Source organism: Klenkia brasiliensis (assembly GCF_900100695.1).
GTDB lineage: Bacteria > Actinomycetota > Actinomycetes > Mycobacteriales > Geodermatophilaceae > Klenkia > Klenkia brasiliensis.
On record NZ_FNCF01000003.1, the window covers coordinates 523,242 to 542,948 of the forward strand.

Annotated in this window: 19 protein-coding genes; 15 read left to right on the forward strand and 4 right to left on the reverse strand. The window is 73.9% G+C overall.

The features are described from left to right. Nucleotides 1-61: 61 nt before the first annotated feature. Complete coding sequence (locus BLT39_RS11090; protein ID WP_242658322.1) at nt 62-1,570, reverse strand: APC family permease; 1,509 nt, start codon at nt 1,568-1,570, stop codon at nt 62-64. 109 nt (nt 1,571-1,679) lie between these two features. Further along, nucleotides 1,680-3,368 (reverse strand): thiamine pyrophosphate-binding protein, encoded by a 1,689-nt coding sequence (locus tag BLT39_RS11095; protein WP_131801470.1) that lies wholly within the window; start codon nt 3,366-3,368, stop codon nt 1,680-1,682. 102 nt (nt 3,369-3,470) lie between these two features. Here BLT39_RS11095 and BLT39_RS11100 point away from each other — a divergent pair, with 102 nt between their 5' ends. The 14 genes from BLT39_RS11100 (at nt 3,471) to BLT39_RS11165 (ending at nt 16,648) form a co-directional block, all read left to right on the forward strand. Continuing rightward, nucleotides 3,471-3,941 carry an Lrp/AsnC family transcriptional regulator gene (locus tag BLT39_RS11100; RefSeq protein ID WP_207507855.1) on the forward strand — a complete coding sequence of 157 codons (471 nt, stop codon included), beginning with the start codon at nt 3,471-3,473 and terminating at the stop codon, nt 3,939-3,941. Nucleotides 3,942-4,023: 82 nt separating this feature from the next. Next, nucleotides 4,024-4,983, forward strand: a complete 960-nt coding sequence (locus BLT39_RS11105) for an MBL fold metallo-hydrolase (RefSeq protein ID WP_091062665.1) — start codon at nt 4,024-4,026, stop codon at nt 4,981-4,983. Continuing rightward, nucleotides 4,980-6,545, forward strand: a complete 1,566-nt coding sequence (locus BLT39_RS11110) for an FAD-dependent monooxygenase (protein WP_091062667.1) — start codon at nt 4,980-4,982, stop codon at nt 6,543-6,545. Before BLT39_RS11105 ends, BLT39_RS11110 begins: the two co-directional genes overlap by 4 nt. Nucleotide 6,546: 1 nt before the next feature. Next, the gene (locus tag BLT39_RS11115; RefSeq protein WP_091062669.1) at nt 6,547-7,731 is read left to right on the forward strand and encodes a homogentisate 1,2-dioxygenase; all 1,185 of its coding nucleotides are present in this window, start codon (nt 6,547-6,549) and stop codon (nt 7,729-7,731) included. Then, complete coding sequence (gene fahA, locus BLT39_RS11120; RefSeq protein WP_242658323.1) at nt 7,728-8,861, forward strand: fumarylacetoacetase; 1,134 nt, start codon at nt 7,728-7,730, stop codon at nt 8,859-8,861. Before BLT39_RS11115 ends, fahA begins: the two co-directional genes overlap by 4 nt. Next, the gene (locus BLT39_RS11125) at nt 8,858-9,439 is read left to right on the forward strand and encodes an MBL fold metallo-hydrolase (RefSeq protein WP_091062671.1); all 582 of its coding nucleotides are present in this window, start codon (nt 8,858-8,860) and stop codon (nt 9,437-9,439) included. The genes fahA and BLT39_RS11125 overlap by 4 nt, the downstream gene beginning before the upstream one ends. Beyond that, a complete protein-coding gene (locus BLT39_RS11130; RefSeq protein ID WP_242658324.1) occupies nt 9,436-10,110 on the forward strand; it encodes an IclR family transcriptional regulator in 675 nt (224 codons plus the stop codon). Before BLT39_RS11125 ends, BLT39_RS11130 begins: the two co-directional genes overlap by 4 nt. Nucleotides 10,111-10,126: 16 nt before the next feature. Next, on the forward strand, nt 10,127-11,539 hold the full coding sequence (locus tag BLT39_RS11135) for a glutamine synthetase family protein (RefSeq protein ID WP_207507856.1): 1,413 nt from the start codon (nt 10,127-10,129) through the stop codon (nt 11,537-11,539). A gap of 95 nt (nt 11,540-11,634) precedes the next feature. Then, complete coding sequence (locus BLT39_RS11140; RefSeq protein ID WP_091062672.1) at nt 11,635-12,114, forward strand: Hsp20/alpha crystallin family protein; 480 nt, start codon at nt 11,635-11,637, stop codon at nt 12,112-12,114. 2 nt (nt 12,115-12,116) lie between these two features. Then, the gene (locus BLT39_RS11145) at nt 12,117-12,458 is read left to right on the forward strand and encodes a helix-turn-helix domain-containing protein (protein WP_091062673.1); all 342 of its coding nucleotides are present in this window, start codon (nt 12,117-12,119) and stop codon (nt 12,456-12,458) included. A gap of 99 nt (nt 12,459-12,557) precedes the next feature. After that, nucleotides 12,558-13,865 (forward strand): ABC transporter substrate-binding protein, encoded by a 1,308-nt coding sequence (locus BLT39_RS11150; protein WP_091062676.1) that lies wholly within the window; start codon nt 12,558-12,560, stop codon nt 13,863-13,865. A gap of 1 nt (nt 13,866) precedes the next feature. Beyond that, nucleotides 13,867-14,745, forward strand: coding sequence for a carbohydrate ABC transporter permease (locus BLT39_RS11155; protein WP_091063083.1), 879 nt, complete (start codon nt 13,867-13,869; stop codon nt 14,743-14,745). After that, on the forward strand, nt 14,742-15,548 hold the full coding sequence (locus BLT39_RS11160; protein WP_207507858.1) for a carbohydrate ABC transporter permease: 807 nt from the start codon (nt 14,742-14,744) through the stop codon (nt 15,546-15,548). Before BLT39_RS11155 ends, BLT39_RS11160 begins: the two co-directional genes overlap by 4 nt. A gap of 218 nt (nt 15,549-15,766) precedes the next feature. Beyond that, nucleotides 15,767-16,648, forward strand: coding sequence for a hypothetical protein (locus BLT39_RS11165; protein WP_091062678.1), 882 nt, complete (start codon nt 15,767-15,769; stop codon nt 16,646-16,648). Between the two features lie 75 nt (nt 16,649-16,723). Here BLT39_RS11165 and BLT39_RS11170 read toward each other — a convergent pair whose 3' ends face one another. Both BLT39_RS11170 and BLT39_RS11175 read right to left on the reverse strand, forming a co-directional pair. Next, nucleotides 16,724-17,668, reverse strand: a complete 945-nt coding sequence (locus tag BLT39_RS11170) for a M56 family metallopeptidase (RefSeq protein WP_091062680.1) — start codon at nt 17,666-17,668, stop codon at nt 16,724-16,726. 10 nt (nt 17,669-17,678) lie between these two features. After that, on the reverse strand, nt 17,679-18,026 hold the full coding sequence (locus BLT39_RS11175) for a BlaI/MecI/CopY family transcriptional regulator (protein WP_091062682.1): 348 nt from the start codon (nt 18,024-18,026) through the stop codon (nt 17,679-17,681). Nucleotides 18,027-18,139: 113 nt separating this feature from the next. Between BLT39_RS11175 and BLT39_RS11180 the strand changes: the two genes are divergently transcribed. Further along, nucleotides 18,140-19,696: a cytochrome ubiquinol oxidase subunit I gene (locus BLT39_RS11180; RefSeq protein WP_091062684.1), complete on the forward strand. Its 1,557-nt coding sequence runs from the start codon at nt 18,140-18,142 to the stop codon at nt 19,694-19,696. Nucleotides 19,697-19,707: the final 11 nt, after the last annotated feature.

Consider the following 19,707-nt stretch of genomic DNA (forward strand, 5'->3'; position numbering starts at 1 on the left):
AGTCGCCTGGCGACTCACTGCACGAGCTCCGCCCGGAGACCGTTGGCGGCGGCGGCCGGCGTCACCGCTCGACCGTCGTCGCCTCCCGGCTGCCCAGCTCGGCGGCCATGAGCGCCTCGCCGGCCCGGCGGGCCAGGGCCGGCGCGGCGAGGACGGCGACCAGCCCGGCCAGCAGCCACACCCCCGCCACCACCGGGAACCAGAACGGCGCCCCGTCGGCGTAGGCCGGGTAGGGGAAGACGTTGCGGATGATGGTGTAGCCGAGCACCACGAGGGCCGCGACCGGGATGACGACCTGCCACATCGGCACGCCGGGCAGCTTCTTCTGCACGAACACCAGCCGGATCGCCCCGATCGTGGTCAGCACGTAGGCGACCAGCAGGATCAGCGTGCCGATGGTCCCCGACCACAGGAACGTGTCCTCGGCCTGCGCCCCGAAGAACAGCGCGCAGACCAGCACGATCACCGCCATCACGACAGTCGAGGCCAGCGCGGCGCGGGCCGGCACGCCCTCGCGGTTCACCGACGCCAGGCCCGAGGCGGAGCGCTCCGCGGGCGCGGTGTCCCGGGCGAAGGCGAACACCAGCCGGGACGCCCCGACCACGCAGGCCAGGCAGCAGCCGAACGCGCTGATCGCCGCGCCGAGGGTGATGGCGTCACCGATCCAGGACCCGATGTAGGCGGTCCCGATGTCGCCGAGCAACGAGGACGACGAGGTGAACGCAGCCACCCCGGCGTCGTCGGTGCCGAAGGCCATCATCTCCACCGCGGTGACGACGACGAAGTACACGCCGCCGAAGACCGCCGTCCCCAGGATCGCGCGGGGGATGTCCCGGCGCGGGTTGCGGGCCTCCTCCCCCAGCGTCGCCGCGGCCTCGAACCCGGCGAAGGACAGGAAGCCGAACACCACGCCCAGGAACACCGCCGAGGCGTCGGTGCCGGGGGCGACGCTGAACACGTCGAGGGTGAAGGAGCGGTCGGCGAACGTGCCCGTGGACGGCGTCGAGCCGCCGAGCAGCCGCACCAGCACGACCGCCACGATCACCAGGATCAGCGCCACGGTGACGCCCTCGACGGTGAGCAGCACGCTGGTGCCGCGCTTGGCCGGCACCACGGTCAGCAGGTAGGCCGCCACCAGCGCGACCGCGACCAGCACGAAGGGTCCCCAGGCGGGCGGTGAGGGCCAGATGCCGACCTGCTGCAGGAACGCCGTCCCGAAGATGCCGGTCGCCGAGGAGGTGACCACCCCGTAGAAGCAGTAGGTGCCCAGCAGCCCGAAGCCGGAGAACAGCCCGGCGCGCGGGCCGAGGGTGGCGCCGACGAAGGCGTAGACGGACCCGGCGTGCTGGAAGTGCTGGCAAAGCCGGACGAACCCGTACGCGACCAGCAGCACGCCCACCGCGGCGAGCAGGAACGCCAGCGGCACGGCCCGGCCGACGGTCCCCGCCGTCCCCTGCGGGTTGATGTTGGCCGCCATCGAGGGCGCCATGAGCGCCACGGACAGGCCGATGGCCTGCCAGACCGACAACGAGCGGCGCAGGCCGCCCTTGGACTCCACCGGAACGGCCACTCGCCACACTCCTCGCAAGACGTTGCACCAGGCAACGGGGAGTGTGCGGCCGGGTCGGGCTCCGGGGAAGAGCTGCGCGCACCCGCCGCGCAGTCGTTACACGGCGGACTCAGCCCTTGGCGGCGGTGGCGAGCGCAGCGAGGGTGTCGATCAGCGGCGGGGTGTCGTCGGCGTCCAGCACCGCCCGGACGACGTGCATCCGCCCGGTGTCGGCGAACGCCGCAGCCAGCGCGCCGGCCAGCGAGGTGTCGTCGGTGGCCTCGGCGTAGCCGGCCCGGCCGCCGGTGAAGCCGGCGACGAGCAGGCCCCAGTCCCAGGTGGCGACGTCGTTGTAGGCCGCGCGCGGGGACTGCAGGGCCCGCTCGATGGTGTAGCCGGCGTTGTCCAGCAGCAGGACGACGGGGGTCAGCCCCGCGGCGGCGATGGTGGACAGCTCCTGCACGGTCATCTGGGCCGCGCCGTCGCCGATGACCAGCACCGGGCGGCGGTCGCGGTCGGCCAGGCCCTGCCCGAGGACGGCGGGCAGCGCGTAGCCGATGGAGCTCCAGATCGGCTGGCCGCCGAAGACGGTGTCGGCCGGCAGCGGCATGCCCAGCGCGCCCCAGTAGGCGGTGCCGGTGTCGGCCAGCAGCGCGGTGCCGGCGGGCAGCGCGCCGCCGAGGGTGTGCCACAGCTGGGCCTGGGTCAGCGGGCCGCCGGCGGCGGGGACGGCGGGGGCCTCCTGCGCGGGCGCGGTGAACCGGGGGCCGACCCGGCCGGCCAGCGCGCGGTCCAGCGCGGCGAGGGCGTCGGGCAGCAGCACCCGGCCGGTGGCCTGGTCGCCGAACCCGGCCCGGTCGGCGGCCAGGAACGGGGTGGCGGCCCCGGGGCGCCGGTGCGAGCCGAAGCCGGTCAGCTCGCTGGTCAGCACGGTGCCCACGTGCACCACGACGTCGGCCTCCTCGACCACCGCGCGGGCGCCGGGGTCGAGCATGGAACCGGCGTAGGACCCGGCCAGCGACGGGTGACCGGGCTCGAGGACGCCGCGGGCCGACAGCTGGGTGACCACCGCGACGCCGTGCCGGGTGGCGAGGTCGGCGAGCTCGCGGTCCAGGCCGAACCGCGGCACCAGCTGACCGACGAGCAGCACCGGTCGCTGCGCACCGTGCAGCTGCTCGGCCAGCCCGTTCTCGAACGAGACCAGCGCCGAGGAGTCGGATCGGGCGACCAGCCGCTGCGCCAGCGGGGCGGCGTCGACCTCGGCCAGCGCGAGGTCCTGCGGGACGGCGAGGTAGCCGGGCTTGCGGGCGGTGACCGCGGCCAGCAGCACCCTGTCGATCTGCTCGCCCGCGCGGTCGGCGGTCAGCGTCTCGGCGGCGACGGTGACCTCGGCGGCGGCGCGCGCGAAGTGCCCGAAGTCGCCGTCGGCCAGGGTGTGGTGCACCAGCGCACCGGCCTCGACCGCGGCCCGGCGGGGCGCGCCGACGACCTGCACCAGCGGGACGTCCTCCGCGTAGGCACCGGCCAGGGCGTTGATGGCCGACAGCTCGCCGACGCCGTAGGTGGTGACGACGACGCCCAGGCCGCGCGAGCGGGCGTAGGCGTCGGCGGCGTACCCGGCGCCCAGCTCGTTCGGCGAGCCGACCCAGGTGGGCCCGCCGACGGCGAGACCGTCCAGCAGGTCGAGGTTGAAGTCGCCCGGGACGCCGAACAGGTGGCCGACGCCCAGCTGCTGCAGCCGGGTGCCGAGGTAGGCGGCGACGGTCACCGTGGTGGTGGCGCGGCCGTCGGTGGCGGGTCGCTCGTCCAGGGCGGTCATGGCCACCACGGTGGACCGCACCGCACATGTGCGCAACCATCACGAGCAACGCTGAGCGATCTGCCCAATGACCCACCCGACGAGACCGGAGCGCTGCGCACCGTGCCCACCATCGACGCCACCGACGCCCGCATCCTGCTCGCCCTCGACGAGGACCCGCAGGCCTCGACCATGGCGCTCGCCACCCGGCTGGGCCTGGCGCGCAACACCGTGCACGCCCGGCTGCGGCGACTGGAGGACGACGGCGCGCTGCGCGCGCACAGCCGCCGGGTGGACACCACCGCCCTGGGCCGCAACCTGCTGGCGTTCATGACGCTGTCGGTCAGCCAGCGGGAGTCCCCCGCCGACACCGCCGCGGCGCTGGCCGCGATCCCCGAGGTGGTGGAGGTGCTGGCCACCACGGGCGACGCCGACCTGCTGGCCCGCGTGGTGGCCGTCGACACCGCCGACCTCTACCGGATCACCGAGCTCGTGCTCGCCGCACCCGGGGTGCAGCGGGCCAGCACGTCGATCGCGCTCGCCGACGTCGTGCCGCTGCGGGTGGCGCCACTGCTGCGGGAGCGCGCCGGCTGACGGTTGTGGCCCGGGTCACCCACCGGCTACCGTCCTGCTCAACAGGCGAGCACGCTGCTCGCATAGAGAACAGGGAGGCAGTGTGGCCAAGCCGTTCGCATCGTCGGCCGACCTCGCGGCGAAGGAGCAGACGCTGGAGGTGCTCGCCGACGGCGTCTACGCGCTGACCGCCGAGGGCGACCCCAACCTCGGCGCGGTCGAGGGCGAGGACTTCCTGGTCTGCTTCGAGGCGCTGGCCACCCCGGTCGCCGCCCGCCGCTGGCTCTCCCGGCTGCGCGAGCACACCGACAAGCCGGTGCGCTACCTGGTGCTCAGCCACTACCACGCCGTCCGGGTGCTGGGCGCCTCCGCGTTCGACGCGGAGGTCATCGTCAGCTCGGAGCAGACCCGCGGCCTGATCGCCGAGCGCGGCCAGCAGGACTGGGAGAGCGAGTACGGCCGGATGCCCCGGCTGTTCGAGGAGCCCGAGTCCATCCCCGGCCTGACCTGGCCCACCCTGACCTTCCGCGACAAGCTGACCATCGAGCTGGGCGGTGACCGGGGTGAACTGGTGCTCGAGCACGTCGGCCGCGGCCACACCGAGGGCGACATCGTGGCCTGGGTGCCCAAGCACGGGATCCTCTTCGCCGGCGACCTGGTCGAGAGCCAGGCCGCGCTCTACACCGGCGACGCGTTCCACTTCGACTGGGCCGCCGGCACCCTGGACCGGGTCAAGGCCTTCGGCGCCCAGCAGCTGATCGGCGGCCGCGGCGCCATCGCGCGCGGCCGCGTGGAGGTCGACGCCGCGGTCGAGCAGACCCGCGCCTTCCTCACCACCATGCACGACACGGTCGGCACGGCGCACCGTTCCGGCGGCACGCTCAAGGACGCCTTCGACGCCACGCACGCAGCGCTCGCGCCGAAGTTCGGGCACTGGCCGATCTTCGAGCACTGCCTGCCCTTCGACGTCTCCCGGCTGTGGGACGAGTTCGACGGCATCGAGCGCCCCGTCATCTGGACCGCCGAGCGCGACCGCCAGGTGTGGGACCAGCTGCAGTCATGACCGCGCCCGTGCTCGTGGTGGGCGCCGGCCCGGTCGGCCAGACCACCGCGCTGCTGCTGGCCCGCTGGGGCCTGCCGGTCGTGGTGCTCGACGCCCGGCCGGGGCGCGACCTGGTGGGGTCCAAGGCGATCTGCCAGCAGCGCGACGTGCTCGACGTCTGGGACTCCGTCGGCGTGCAGGTCGCCCCGCACGGGGTCACCTGGACCACTGCGCGCACCTTCCACCGCGACCGCGAGCTGTTCAGCTTCGAGTTCGTGGACCGGGGGCGCTCGCCGTTCCCGCCGTTCGTCAACGTCAGCCAGTGCCGCACCGAGGAGCTGCTGGACGAGGCGATCGCCGGCCAGCCCCTGGTCCAGGTCCGCTGGGGCGCCCGGGTGGAGGGCATCGACCAGGACGAGGACGGCGTGGTGCTGCGCTGCGCCGACGGCGGCCAGCACCGCGGCAGCCACGCCGTCGTCTGCGGGGGCGCGCGGGCCGACCTGCTGCGCCGCGAGCTGGGCCTGTCCTTCGAGGGCCGCACGTTCGGCGACCAGTTCCTCATCTGCGACATCCGCACCGAGCTGCCCGGCTGGGAGACCGAGCGGAGGTTCTGGTTCGACCCGGTCTGGAACCCCGGCCGGCAGGTGCTCATCCACCCCTGCCCGGACTCCACCTTCCGCATCGACTGGCAGGTGCCGCCCGACTTCGACCTGGCCACCGAGGAGGCGTCGGGGGGCCTGGACGCGCGGATCCGGCAGGTCGTCGGCGACCGGCCCTACGAGGTGGTCTGGAGGTCGGTCTACCGCTTCTCCTCCCGGGTGGTCGACCGGATGCGGGTCGGCCGGGTGCTGGTGGCCGGCGACGCCGCCCACCTGGTCTCCCCGTTCGGTGCCCGGGGACTGAACTCCGGGGTGCTGGACGCCGAGAACGCGGCCTGGAAGATCGCCTTCGTCCGCCGCGGCTGGGCGGGCGACGAGCTGCTGGACAGCTACTCCGCCGAACGGCACGCCGCGGCGGTGGAGAACCTCGACATCACCGGCGCCACCATGCGGTTCCTGGTGCCGGGCAGCCCGGAGGAGTCCGCGCACCGGCTCGACGTGCTGGAGCGCGCGGCCACCGACCCGGCCGCCCGCGCCCAGGTCGACAGCGGCCGCCTGGCCGAGCCGTTCTGGTATACCGGCTCGCCGCTGACCACGCCCGACCCACGGCGCCCGCCGGCGGGGCGGCCCGCCCGCGGGGACGTGCCCGAGCCCGCCCCCGGCGTGCTGGCCCCCGACGTCCCCGTGGTCGTGGCAGGCCGGCCGGACCTGACCCGGCTGCGGTCGCTGGCCCGGGAAGGCCTGACCGTGCTGCTGGCCGCCGAGGCCCCCGACGTGCCCGCCCCGGACGCCGACGGCCCGGTGGCGGTGCACCGGATCGACGACCTGGACCCCTCCGGGCTGCTGGCCGGCGCACTCGGGGCCTGCGCCGACGAGATCTGGGTGCTGCGGCCCGACGCGCACGTCGCCGCCGTCCTCACCGACCCGGCCGACCTCCCGGCCGCCCTCGCCCGCATCACGAACCCCACGATGGAGCTTGTCTGAGATGGCCTTCTACCGGCAGGTGGGCGACGTCCCGCCGAAGCGGCACACGCAGCACCGCACCCCCTCCGGCGCATTGTACCGGGAGGAGCTCATGGGCGAGGAGGGCTTCTCCTCGGACTCCTCGCTGCTCTACCACGCAGGCGTCCCCAGCTCGCTGGTCGACGCCCGGCCCTGGCAGCTGCCCGACCAGTCGCTCACGCCCAACGCGCCGCTGCTCCCCCGGCACCTGAAGCTGCACGACCTGGCCTTCGCGCCCGACGCCGACCCGGTGCTGGGCCGGCGGCTGGTGCTGGGCAACGCCGACGTCCGCATCTCCTACTCCGTGGCCACGCAGGCCAGCCCGCACTACCGCAACGCCACCGGCGACGAGTGCGTCTACGTCGAGCGCGGGTCGGCCGTGGTCGAGACGGTGTTCGGTGCGCTGGCCGTCGGCACCGGCGACTACGTCGTCATCCCCCGGGCGACCACGCACCGCTGGGTCCCGGACGGCGAGCTGCGCACCTACGCGATCGAGGCCAACTCCCACATCGCCCCGCCCAAGCGGTACCTGTCCAGGTACGGCCAGCTGCTGGAGCACGCGCCCTACTGCGAGCGCGACCTGCGCGGGCCGACCGAGCCGCTGCTGGTCGAGGGCACCGACGTCGAGGTCCACGTCAAGCACCGTGGTGGCGGCGGGCTCACCGGCACCGTGCACGTCGTCCCCGAGCACCCCTTCGACGTGGTCGGCTGGGACGGCTGCCTCTACCCCTACGCGTTCAACATCAGCGACTTCGAGCCGATCACCGGCCGGGTCCACCAGCCGCCGCCGGTGCACCAGGTGTTCGAGGGCGCCGGCTTCGTCATCTGCAACTTCGTGCCGCGGAAGGTCGACTACCACCCGCTGGCGATCCCGGTGCCCTACTACCACTCCAACGTCGACTCCGACGAGGTCATGTTCTACGTCGACGGCGACTACGAGGCCCGCAAGGGCTCGGGCATCGGCAAGGGCTCGATCTCCCTGCACCCCGGCGGGCACAGCCACGGCCCGCAGCCCTCGGCCATCGAGGGCTCGCTGGGCGCGGAGTCCTTCGACGAGCTGGCGGTCATGGTCGACACGTTCGCGCCGCTGTCGCTGGGCGAGGCCGGGACCGCGTCGGACGACGGCCGGTACGCCTGGACCTGGTCCGGGCGCGGCCCCGCCTCGTGACCGCGTTCCCCCACGGCGTCTTCTCCACCCCCGGCGCCGGCCGGCGCACCGGGGTGCTGGTCGGCGACGAGGTGCTCGACCTGGCCGCGGCGTCCGGCGACCCGGTGCACGCCACCGGCAGCCTGGACGCGTTCCTGGCGCAGGGGCCGGCCGCCTGGGCGGCGGTGCGGGAGCAGCTGCCGCGCTGGGCCGACGGGCCGCACCGGGTGCCGCTGGCCGAGGTCGAGCTGCACCTGCCCTTCACCGTCGCGGACTACGTCGACTTCTACAGCTCCCGGCACCACGCGGAGAACGTCGGGCGCATCTTCCGGCCGGGCTCGCCGCCGCTGACCCCGAACTGGGAGCACCTGCCCATCGGCTACCACGGCCGTGCGGGGACGGTGGCGGTGTCGGGCACCGACGTCGTCCGGCCCTGCGGGCAGCGGCTGGACGGCGACCGGCCGACCTTCGGGCCCAGCCGGCGGCTGGACGTCGAGGCCGAGGTCGGGTTCGTCGTCGGCGTCCCCGCACCGGGCCCCGTGCCGGTGGGGGCGTTCGCCGACCACGTGTTCGGCGTCTGCCTGGTCAACGACTGGTCGGCGCGGGACCTGCAGGCCTGGGAGTACGTGCCGCTGGGGCCCTTCCTCGGCAAGAGCTTCCTGACGTCGGTCTCGCCGTGGGTGGTGCCGCTGGCCGCGCTCGAGCACGCCCGGGTCGACCCACCGCCGCGGGGCACCGCCGTCCTGCCCTACCTGGACGACGCCGGCCTGCGCTGGGGGCTGGAGCTCACCCTGGAGGTCCGGCTCAACGGCCACGTCGTGTCCCGGCCGCCGTTCGCCGCGATGCACTGGACGGCGCCCCAGCAGCTGGCCCACCTCACCGTCAACGGGGCCACCGTGCGCACCGGGGACCTGTTCGCCTCCGGCACCGTCTCCGGGCCCGGGCGCGACCAGCGCGGCTCGCTGCTGGAGCTGTCCTGGGGCGGCACGGAACCGCTGACCCTGCCCGACGGCACCACCCGGACGTTCCTCGAGGACGGCGACACCGTGACCATCAGCGCCACCGCCCCGGGCGCGGACGGCACCGTCATCGGGTTGGGTGCGGTCACCGGCACCGTCCGACCCGCCCGCACCGACTGGAGCACCCCGTGACCGACGACCTCGCCCGCACCGCCCGCCTCGACGTCCTGGTGGAGGGCTACGCACGCCTGCCGCACGTCGCCGGCACCGTGGTGCTGGTGCGCGACGCCGGCCGGGTGATCGTGGTCGACCCCGGGATGGTGGCCGACCGGGAGCTGATCCTGCAGCCGCTGGAGGACCTCGGCGTCGCACCCGTCGACGTGACCGACGTGGTCGTCAGCCACCACCACCTCGACCACACCGTCAACATCGCGCTCTTCCCACAGGTGCCGGTGCACGACGTCGCCTCGGTCATCACCGGCGACCACCTCGAGCGCCGCCCCGCCGACGGCGTGCACCTCACCCCGTCGGTCCGGCTGCTGGCCACCCCCGGCCACACGCCGCAGGACATCACCACCCTGGTCGGCACCGCCGACGACGTCGTCGCCCTCACCCACCTGTGGTGGACCGCCGAGGGCCCCGCCGACGACCCGTACACGCCCGACCGGGACCAGCTGCGCGAGCAGCGCGAGCGGGTCCTGGCCCTGGCCACCCTCGTGGTGCCCGGCCACGGCCCGGCGTTCCGGCCCGGGCCCGGCACCCCGCGGTGACCGCGCCGCAGTCGCAGACCCTGGACCGGGGGCTGCGGATCCTCGAGCACCTCGCGGCCGCCGGTTCGCCCCGGCCGGTCATGGAGATCGCCACCGCGGTCGACCTGCACCGCTCCATCGCCTACCGGTTGCTGCGCACCCTGGAGGACCGCGGCTTCGTCGAGCGCGACGACGCCGGCCGCTTCGGGCTCGGGCTGACGGTGTCGCTGCTGGCCCGCGGCGTGCGCACCAGCCTGCAGGCCGCGGCCACCGCCCGGCTGACCCCGGTGGTGGAGCGGTTCGGCTGCACCGGGTTCCTCGTCGTCCGGGCCGGGGACGACGCGGTCACGCTCACCAGCGTCGAGCCGCGCGACGTGCCCAGCCACGTCACCCGGCGGCCGGGCACCCGGCACCCGGTCGGGCGCGGCGCGCCCGGCCTGGCGCTGCTGATGCCCGACCCGCCCGGCGCGGGCGACCGACCCGAGCTGGTCACCGCCCGGGCCACCGGCTGGGCGGTCAGCGAGGGCGAGGTCATCCCCGGCGTCCGGTCGGTGTCCGCGCCCGTGCTCGGGCCCGACGGCACCGCCCGGGCCGCGGTGGCGGTGGTGCACACCGGCATCCCGCACGAGGTCGCCGAGGTCGGGGCCGCCCTGGTCGCCGCGGCGGCCGCCATCGCCGCCGACTCGCCCTGAGTGCATGATCCCCGGCATGACCGTGGACAGGGAGCAGTTGGAGCACACCGACCGCGAGGACCGGCGGGCCGCCGCCGAGGCGCTGCTGCCGGAGCTGGAGGACGCCGGGGTCACCGCCGTCGCCCTGCCCTGGGTGGACACCTCCGGCATCACCCGGGTGAAGACCGTGCCGCTGGCCAAGCTGCCCTCGGCCGCGGCCTGGGGCGTCGGGATGAGCCCGGTCTTCGACGGCTTCCTGCTCGACGACTCGATCGTCGCCGGCCGGTTCGCCGGCTCCGCGGTCGGCGACCTGCGGCTGCACCCGGACCTGTCCCGGCTCGTCGTGCTCGCCGGCCAGCCGGGCTGGGCGTGGGCGCCGGTCGACCGGTTCACCCAGGCCGGCCAGCCGCACGTGCAGTGCTCCCGCTCCCTGCTGCGCCGCCAGGTCGCCGAGCTCGCCGACGCCGGGTTCACCGTCAGGGCGGCGTTCGAGGTCGAGTGGGTGGTCGCCCGCCCCGACGGCCTGCCCGACGACCCGGACGCCTTCGTGCCGGCGCTGTCCGGTCCGGCCTACGGCATGACCCGGCTGGCCGAGGTCAGCGACTACGCCCGCGACCTGATGGACGCCCTCGCCGAGCAGGGCGTCGTGGTCGACCAGTTCCACCCGGAGTACGCCGGCGGCCAGCTGGAGATCTCCGTCGGCGCGCTGGACCCGGTCGGGGCGGCCGACACCGCGCTGCTGGTCCGCAACACCATCACCGCGGTCTCGGCGCAGCACGGCCTGCGGGTGTCCTTCTCCCCCAAGGTCACCGCCGACGGGGTCGGCAACGGCGGGCACGTCCACCTCTCGCTCTGGCGGGACGACGAGAACCTGATGAGCGGCGGGGACGGCACCTTCGGGCTCACCGCCGACGGCGAGGCGTTCACCGCTGGGCTGCTGGCCCACCTGCCCGGGCTGCTGGCCGTGGGCGCCCCCTCGGTCGCCTCCTACCTGCGGCTGGTGCCCTCGCACTGGGCCGGCGCGTTCGCCGCGTGGGGCCTGGAGAACCGCGAGGCCGCGCTGCGCTTCGTCACCGGCCCGGACGGCAACCGGCAGTCCAGCGCCAACGTCGAGGTCAAGAGCTTCGACCTGGCCGCCAACCCCTACCTGCTGATGGCCGGCTGCCTGGCCGCGGGGCTCGCCGGGGTGCGGGCGGGGTCCACGCTCCCCGACCCGGTCGGCGTCGACCCGGCCTCGCTGTCGGACGAGGGGCGGCGGGAGGCCGGCATCCGGGCGCTGCCGGCGACGCTGGCCGAGGCGGTGGCAGCGTTCGAGTCCGACGAGGTGCTGGCCGCGGCGTTCGGCGAGGAGCTGGCCGCCACCGTCGTCGACGTCCGCAACGGGGAGATCGCGCTGTTCGAGGGCACCTCGCCCGAGGGCATCTGCCGCGCCGTCCGCTGGAAGCACTGAGTCGATGTTTACGCGACCGAAGGAGCGAGGTAATCTCTAGTCGCCGCTGGAGGTTCAGCGGCCACGACCACAGCTCACACGGAGGTGTTCACCCCATGCTCACCGCATACGACCCCTTCGGCTCCGCCAGCCCCTTCGCCTCGGCCTTCCGCGCGCTCGACCAGCTCGCCGGCCGCGGGGGCACCACCACCGCCCGCGCCCTGGCCGGGATGCCAATGGACGCCTACCGGGTCGGCGACCAGTTCGTCGCGCACTTCGACCTGCCCGGTGTCGACCCCGGCTCGATCGACCTGTCCATCGAGGGCACCACGCTGACCATCAGCGCCGAGCGGTCGGTGCCCCAGCTCGAGGGCGCCGAGTGGGCGGTCGCCGAGCGACCGTTCGGCAGCTACACCCGCCAGCTCGTCCTGGGCCGCAGCCTGGACACCGAGCGACTGGAGGCCAGCTACCACGACGGCGTGCTGACCGTCAGCATCCCGGTGGCCGAGAAGGCCAAGGCCCGCAAGATCACCGTCAGCCGCACGGACACCCCCTCGACCATCGAGGGCTCCCAGCACCAGGCCGTGGAGAACTGACCGTGGCCCAGCCGGAGGGGCGGGGTCGCCCCGCCCCTCCGGCCCCGTCGGGCACCGACCCGCTGGACCGGCTCGACGACCCCGACCGCCCCACCTACACGATCGGCCAGGCCGCCGAGCTGCTCGGCGTGCAGGTCGCGTTCCTGCGCAGCCTGGACAGCTCGGGCGTGGTCGAGCCGGCCCGCTCGTCCGGCGGTCACCGGCGGTGGTCCCGGGCGCAGCTCCGCGTCGCCGCGCGGGTGCGGGTGCTGCTCGACGACGGCCACCCACTCGGCTCCGCCGAGGTCATCATCGGCCTGCAGGACGACGTCGCCGCACTGCAGGACCGCCTGGACCGTTCCTGACCTGCACGTACCCGTTCCGCTCGGTAAACCCCGATTGCGCTGTATAGGGTGACCCGGCCGTGCGCAGGACGACCTGTGCCCCGGACCTGTGGAGCCTCCGTGCAGCTGTCCCGTCGCGCCTTCCTCGCCGCCACCGGTGCCGTCGCCGCCCCCCTCCTGCTGCCCGGTTGCGGGTTCGTCGGGGGTTCTGGCGGCAGCGGGGGCGGTACCGGCGCCGAGGGCACGCTGACCTTCACCACCTGGGGCACCGACGCCGAGCTGGCCGGGTTCCGCAGTGCCATCGAGGCGTTCCAGCAAGCCAACGAGGGCGCGACGGTGGAGCTCAACGCCGTCCCGTACGAGCAGATGTTCACCAACATCGACGCGCAGCTGCAGGCGGGGAACCCGCCGGACATCTTCCGGGTGCCCTATTACACCTTCGGCGCCTACGCCGGGGCCGGCCAGCTGCTGGACCTGAGCTCACACCTGTCCGACGGGGTGCAGGACCAGTTCACCGAGACCGCCTGGGCCGCGGTGCAGAACGGCGGCTCCCCGTTCGGCCTCCCGCACCACACCGACACCTCGGCGATCCTCTACAACAAGACGCTGCTGGACGCCGCCGGCGTCACCGACGTCCCCACGTCCGTCGACGACGCCTGGAGCTGGGACGAGCTCGGCCTGGTCGCCGACCGCCTCAAGGCCGGGCTGCCCTCGGGCACCTACCCCTTCGCCTACAACTGGCAGGGCAACGGCGTCACCCGCTGGCTGAGCCTGCTCTTCCAGGCCGACGGCGCCTTCCTCGACACCGACCAGCGGACGCCCCTGATCGACTCCGACGCCGGGCGCTCGGCGGTGGAGTTCTCCAGCTCGTTCTTCCGCAACGGCTGGGTGCCCGACACCGACACCACCACCTCCTCCACCTACGCCGCCGACACCTGGTTCTCCGGCACGGTCGCGATGGTCTGGTCCGGCGCCTTCCAGATCCCGGACGCCGACTCCACCGCCGACTTCGAGTGGGGCGTCACCTACGCGCCGGTCGGCGTGCGCGGCGGCGGCGACTTCGGCGGCAACGCGCTGGTCGCCACGCAGGCCACCGGCCAGCCCGAGCTGGCGGCGTCCTTCCTGGAGTTCGTCACCGCCCGGGAGCAGATGCAGGGGTTCTGCCAGGCGGCGTCGCTGCTGCCCACCCGGCCCGACCTGCTCGACGGGTCGCTGTCCTTCGACGTCCGGCCCGAGACCACCGACGTGTTCGTCGGCCAGGCCGGCCAGGTCCAGCCGCAGGACGCCGCCCAGGTCGCCTCGCCGTCGATGTCGGGCATCATCCCGGTGCTCAAGACGCAGCTGGACGCCGCGTTCCTGGGCAGCCAGGACGCCGCGGCGACGGTGACGGCCATGGCGCAGGGGATCGCGGACGCCACCGGTGCGTGAGGTGCCGCGCCGCCCCCGGGGCGAGTCGCTGGCCGCCTACGGGTTCATCGCGCCGAACTACGCCCTGCTCGGGGTGTTCGTGCTCGTCCCGCTGGTCGGGGCGTTCGTGGTCAGCCTGCAGCGCACCGACGGGTTCGGCGACGGCGAGTTCGTCGGCGCGGCCAACTACGCCCGGCTGGTCACCGACCCGGTCTTCTGGCGGGCGCTGGCCACCACGGCCGGGTTCACCGTCGTGGTCACCGCGGCGTCGATGGCGCTGGGCCTGGCGACGGCGGTGCTGCTGAACTCGGTGCTGCCCGCCCGCGGGCTCTTCCGCTCGGTCCTCATCCTGCCGATGGCCGTCTCGGGGGTGGCCACCGCGCTGATCGGCGTCCTGGTGTTCGACCAGAACAACGGGATCCTGGACAAGCTGCTCGGGGCGGTGGGGCTGCCGGAGGTGAACTGGCAGTCCGAGCCGGTCCCGGCCTTCGCCACGATCGTGCTGGTCACGATCTGGTGGCGGACCGGGTTCAACATGCTCATCTACCTGGCCGGGCTGCAGGGCATCGGCCCCGACCTGCACGAGGCCGCCCGGCTGGACGGCGCCAACAGCTGGCAGCGCTTCCGCAACGTGACCGTGCCGCTGCTGGGCCCGTCGTCCTACTTCCTGGTGGTCCTCAACGTCATCTACTCGTTCCAGGTCTTCGACATCGTGTTCGTGCTGACCGGCGGCGGCCCGCAGGGCGCGACGAACGTGCTGGTCACCTACGCCTACGACACCGGCTTCGTCACCCGCGACCAGGGCTACGCCGCCGCGATCGGGATGGTCCTGCTGCTGCTGGCCGTCGTGTTCGCCGTCGTGCAGTGGCGGGCGAGCCGGACCAGGGACCTGGTCGAGTGAGCCGCGTCCTGCGCACCGGGGCCGCGCTGCTGGCCGCCCTGGTGATCATCGCGCCGCTGTACTGGATGGTCGTCGTCGCCTTCTCCAGCCGGCGCGAGCTGCTCGGCGGGGACCTGCGGGTGTGGCCGCGGCAGTTCACCCTGGAGAACGTCGAGCGGGTGTTCTCCTCGTTCCCCGTGGTGGCCTGGTTCGGCAACTCGCTGGCCATCTCCCTGGTCGTCGCGCTGCTGTCGGTGACCACCAGCCTGCTGGCCGGCTACGCCTTCGCCCACCTGCGCTTCCGCGGCTCGGACGCGCTGTTCTTCATCGCGCTGGGCACCCTGGTGCTGCCCATCCAGGTGATCATGGTGTCGCTGTTCCGGCTCGTCACCGGGCTCGGCCTCTACGGCACCTACTGGGCGGTCATCCTGCCCACCGCGGCGTCGGCGTTCGGGCTGTTCCTGGCCCGGCAGTTCCTGCTCGGCATCCCGCGCGAGCTCATCGAGGCCGCCCGGCTGGACGGCGCCGGCCACCTGCGGGTGTTCCGGTCGGTGGTGCTGCCGCTGTCCAAGCCGCTCATCGCCGTCCTGTTCTTCATGAGCCTGCTGCAGAGCTGGAACGACTTCGCCTGGCCGCTGATCGCGCTGCGGGACAACGCGCTGTACACGCTGCCGATCGGGTTGCTGTACCTGCAGGGCCAGTTCGGCAGCGACTACGGCGCCACCATGGCCTTCGCGCTGGTGAACGTGCTCCCGATGGTGGTCGTCTTCCTGGTCTTCCAGCGCTACTTCGTCGCCGGCCTGACGAGGAGCGGCATCCGGTAGGGCGACCAACCCCCGGTGATCATGGGGTTGTTGCCGGGCGCCCCGCCGTCCACCGCGTGGCGGACGGCAACAGCCCCATGATCACCGGCAGGCAACGGTGGCCGGCGGATGTAGCACGATGGGGCGGGCGGTGGGCCCGGGTGTGCACATCCCGGGCGGCCCTCCACAGATGGCGCCGCGCCGCGGTCGGTCGGGTCCGGCCGGCCGACGCTCCTGGGATGACGGAGTTCCCCGGTACCTACACCTGGTCGGGCGCCCGCGCGGCCGGTCTGACCCGGCGGCAGATCGAGGCCGACGGCGTGCGGCTGGGCCGAGGTGTCTACCTGTCCCGCGCCGAGGACGACGACCTGCGCACCCGGTGCCGCGCCTGGGCCGAGGTGCTGCCCGACGGCGCCGCCTTCGCGCTGGGCACCGCCGCCCACCTGCTCGGGGCCCCCGTGGACGCACCCGAGGTGGTGCACGCCGTGGTGCCGCCCGACCGCCTCGTCCCCCACCGGCGCGGCTTGGTCGTGCTGCACCGCGACCTGCGCCCCGAGGACGTCGTCGACCTCGGGGGCCTGCCGGTGACGTCCGGCGCGCAGACGTTCCTGGACATGGCACGGTGCACCCGTCCCGATGAGCTGGTGGCGGTGGGCGATGCGCTCTACCGGCTGGACCACCTGGACCCGGACCGGGTGCAGGCGAGGCTGGAGCGGGCGGACGGGCTGCGCGGGGTGGTGCGGGCCAGGGCGGCCGCTCCCCGGCTCACGCCCCTGGCGATGTCGCGGCCGGAGAGCCTGGTCCGCTGCTGGATCCTCGACAGCCCGCTCCCGGACCCCGTGCCGCAGATGCCGGTGGTGAACCGGTTCGGCGTGGTCGTGACCCACGGCGACCTGGGCTTCGAGGAGTGGCGGATGATCATGGAGTACGAGGGCGCCGGCCACGCCACGCTGGAGAAGCTGCACACCGACGTCGACCGGCATTCCCTCGCTGCGGCCGACGGCTACCTCGTCCAGCGCTTCAGCGGCCGCCACCTCGCCCGCCCCCGGCTGCTGCTGGGCAGGGTGGAGTCCGCCCTCCGGAGCCTCGGCTGGCGCCCACCTCCCGCCGCACCCTGTTGATCATGGGGTTCTTACCGCCGGACACGCCGCCATCGGCATGTCGAGCGGGCACAACCCCATGATCACCGGCAGGAGCTACACCAGGGCGGGGGCGAGCAGGAGGAGGGTGGGGGCCAGGACCAGGGTCACCGCGGCGCCGACGGCCAGCGGTCGCGCCCACCGCGGCAGGGGCTCGGGCGGGTCGAGCAGCCTCGTCACCCGGGCGGTCAGCACTCCCCCGCCCGCGGCCAGCGCACCGGTCGGCGCCCCGCCCTCGGCGGCGGCCACGATCGCCCGGGCCAGCACGCGCCGGGGGCCAGGTCCGGGGACCGAGCGCAGGGCGACGTCGTCGGCCCGCATCTCCACCAGGTCACGGACGGCGTCGTGCGCCCGGTCGGCGGCCGGCAGCACGGGCAGCGCCTCCCGCCACGCCACGAACGGCAGCAGCAGCAGGTGGTGCCGCTCGGCCAGGTGCGCCCGCTCGTGCGCCACGACGGCGGCCAGCTCGTCGGCGGCGAACTCCTCGACCATGCCCGAGGAGAGCACCAGCAGGGGGCGGGCGCCGGGGATGCAGAACGCGGCGGGCACCGGGGAGTCCAGCACCCGGGCCTCGACGCCGGGCACCTCGTCGACTCCACGGTGCACCAGCAGCTCGAGCAGGGCGCGGTGCCGGGCCCGGGTGCGGGCGGTGCGCACCAGCGCGAGGGCCAGCACGCCGAGCAGCTCCAGCGCCAGGACGGCGGCCAGGGTCTGGGCGACCCAGTGGTCGCCGCGCACCGGCTGGGCGGGCAGCTCGCCGGTGAACCAGTGCTGCGCCCACGCCCACCAGGCCTCCGGCAGCGACCCGCCCCACGGCGACAACCCGTGCACCAGCAGCGCGCCGATGATCGACAGGCCACCGGCCAGGCCGATCGCCTGCCAGCAGACCAGCGCGGCCACCGGATCGCGCCGCGGCCACCGCGCCCGCGAGAGCACGGCGGGCACCGGCCACGCCAGCGCGAGCGCCAGCAGGCCGAGCAGCAGCGCGCTCAGCGGCAGCACGGGTGCGCGCCTAGGGCGTGTCGGCCAGCAGGGCGCGCAGCATCTCGGTCTCGCCCGGCGTGGCCGACCCGATGAACCGGGCCAGCACGGCCTGCCGGTCGGCGGCCTGGCCGAGCACCTCGTGCATCAGCTCGGCGGCGTGGTCCTCGCGGCTGGCGACGGCGGCGAACCGGCGCGGGCGCGCGTCGTCGTGCCGCACGAAGCCCTTGCCCTCGAGCCGGGTCAGCACCGTGTGCACGGTGGTCAGCGCCAGCCCCCGGTCGGCCAGCGCGTCCCGCAGCTCCGCCGCCGACAACGGCACGGCGCGGGACCACAGCTGGTCCATCACCGACCGCTCCAGCTCCCCCAGCGACTCCACGGCCCCTCCTGTCTCCGACATCACCGGCAAGACTTCTACCGGTTGTAGAAATCGACTTCTACGTGGCGTAGAAAGAAGTCGACCGATCGTAGACCAGGCTGGAGGCGGCCGCGGTGGACGTGCTCGACATCGCTCGTTGGCAGTTCGGAATCACGACCGTCTACCACTTCCTGATGGTCCCGCTGACCATCGGCCTGGGGCTGCTGGTCGCCGTCATGCACACCCTCTGGGTGCGCACCGGCCGGGCCGAGTGGCTGCGGATGACCCGGTTCTGGGGCCGGATCTTCCTCATCAACTTCGTCCTGGGCGTGGCCACCGGGCTGGTGCAGGAGTTCCAGTTCGGCCTGGCATGGAGCGAGTACTCCCGCTTCGTCGGCGACGTGTTCGGCTCGATCCTGGCGCTGGAGGCCCTGCTGGCCTTCTTCCTGGAGTCCACGTTCCTGGGCCTGTGGATCTTCGGCTGGGGCCGGATCCCGAAGAAGCTGCACCTGGCCACCATCTGGGCCGCCGTCGTCGGCTCGACGATCAGCGCGTACTTCATCATCGCGGCGAACTCCTGGATGCAGCACCCGGTCGGCGTCGTCATGGACGAGGCCACCGGCCGGCCGCGGCAGGTCGACTTCCTCGCCGTCCTCACCAACAACACCGCACTGGCCGCGTTCAGCCACGCGATCGTCGCCTCGCTGATGGTCGCCGGCGGCCTGCTGGTCGGCATCGGGCTGTGGCACCTGCGCAGGCGGAAGCTGGCCGGCCGGAGCACCGAGGACGTCGACCACGCGGTGTGGCGCCGCTCCGTCCGCCTCGGCGGCTACGTCAGCCTGGCCGCCTTCCTGCTGGTGGCGCTCACCGGCGACTGGCAGGGCAAGCTGATGTACCAGCAGCAGCCGCTGAAGATGAGCTCGGCCGAGGCGCTGTGCAACACCGAGGCGCCCGCGTCGTTCTCGATCTTCGCCTTCAACAAGCTGGGCAGCAACGAGTGCGACGACGTGCACTCCTTCACCATCCCCTACATCCTCAGCTTCCTGGCCCACAGCGACTTCTCCTCCCCCGTCCCCGGGGTGAACCAGCTGCAGGAGCAGTACGCCGACGCCTACGGCGCCACCTACCCCGACGACCCGAGCTTCGGCGACAAGGCCGGCGAGCCGATCGACTACACGCCGGTCCTCGCGGTCACCTACTGGGGCTTCCGGCTGATGATCGGGATGGGCATGGTGTCGGCCGCGGTCGCCGCCTACGCCCTCTGGTCGACCAGGAAGGGCAGGGTGCCGACGTCCCGGATCGGGGTGTACGGCTCGCTGCTGGCCGTCGGCGCCCCGTTCGTCGGCAACGCCGCCGGCTGGATCTTCACCGAGATGGGCCGGCAACCCTTCGTCGTCGTCCCCAACCCCGACGTCCCGCGCGCCGAGCAGATCTACTTCTTCACCGCCCAGGCCGTCTCCCCCGGGGTCACCGCCGCCGAGGTCTGGACCTCGTTGATCAGCCTCGCCGTGCTCTACGCCGCGCTCGCGGTGGTCGAGTTCGGGCTGATCGTCAGGTTCGTCCGGGCCGGCATCACCGAGGGCGACACCACCCCGACGCCGGGCATCGGCGGCGGGCCGAGCAGGGACGACGACGAATCCACCCGACCGGACGACGACGCCAGCGACGACGTCCTGCAGTTCGCGTACTGAGGAGCACCGCC

Coding starts and splice junctions, on each gene's coding strand:
- BLT39_RS11095 (WP_131801470.1), bottom strand. CDS start 3,368: ATGACCGCCCTGGACGAGCGACCCGCCACCGACGGCCGCGCCACCACC.
- BLT39_RS11110 (WP_091062667.1), top strand. CDS start 4,980: ATGACCGCGCCCGTGCTCGTGGTGGGCGCCGGCCCGGTCGGCCAGACC.
- BLT39_RS11115 (WP_091062669.1), top strand. CDS start 6,547: ATGGCCTTCTACCGGCAGGTGGGCGACGTCCCGCCGAAGCGGCACACG.
- BLT39_RS11135 (WP_207507856.1), top strand. CDS start 10,127: ATGACCGTGGACAGGGAGCAGTTGGAGCACACCGACCGCGAGGACCGG.
- BLT39_RS11140 (WP_091062672.1), top strand. CDS start 11,635: ATGCTCACCGCATACGACCCCTTCGGCTCCGCCAGCCCCTTCGCCTCG.
- BLT39_RS11165 (WP_091062678.1), top strand. CDS start 15,767: ATGACGGAGTTCCCCGGTACCTACACCTGGTCGGGCGCCCGCGCGGCC.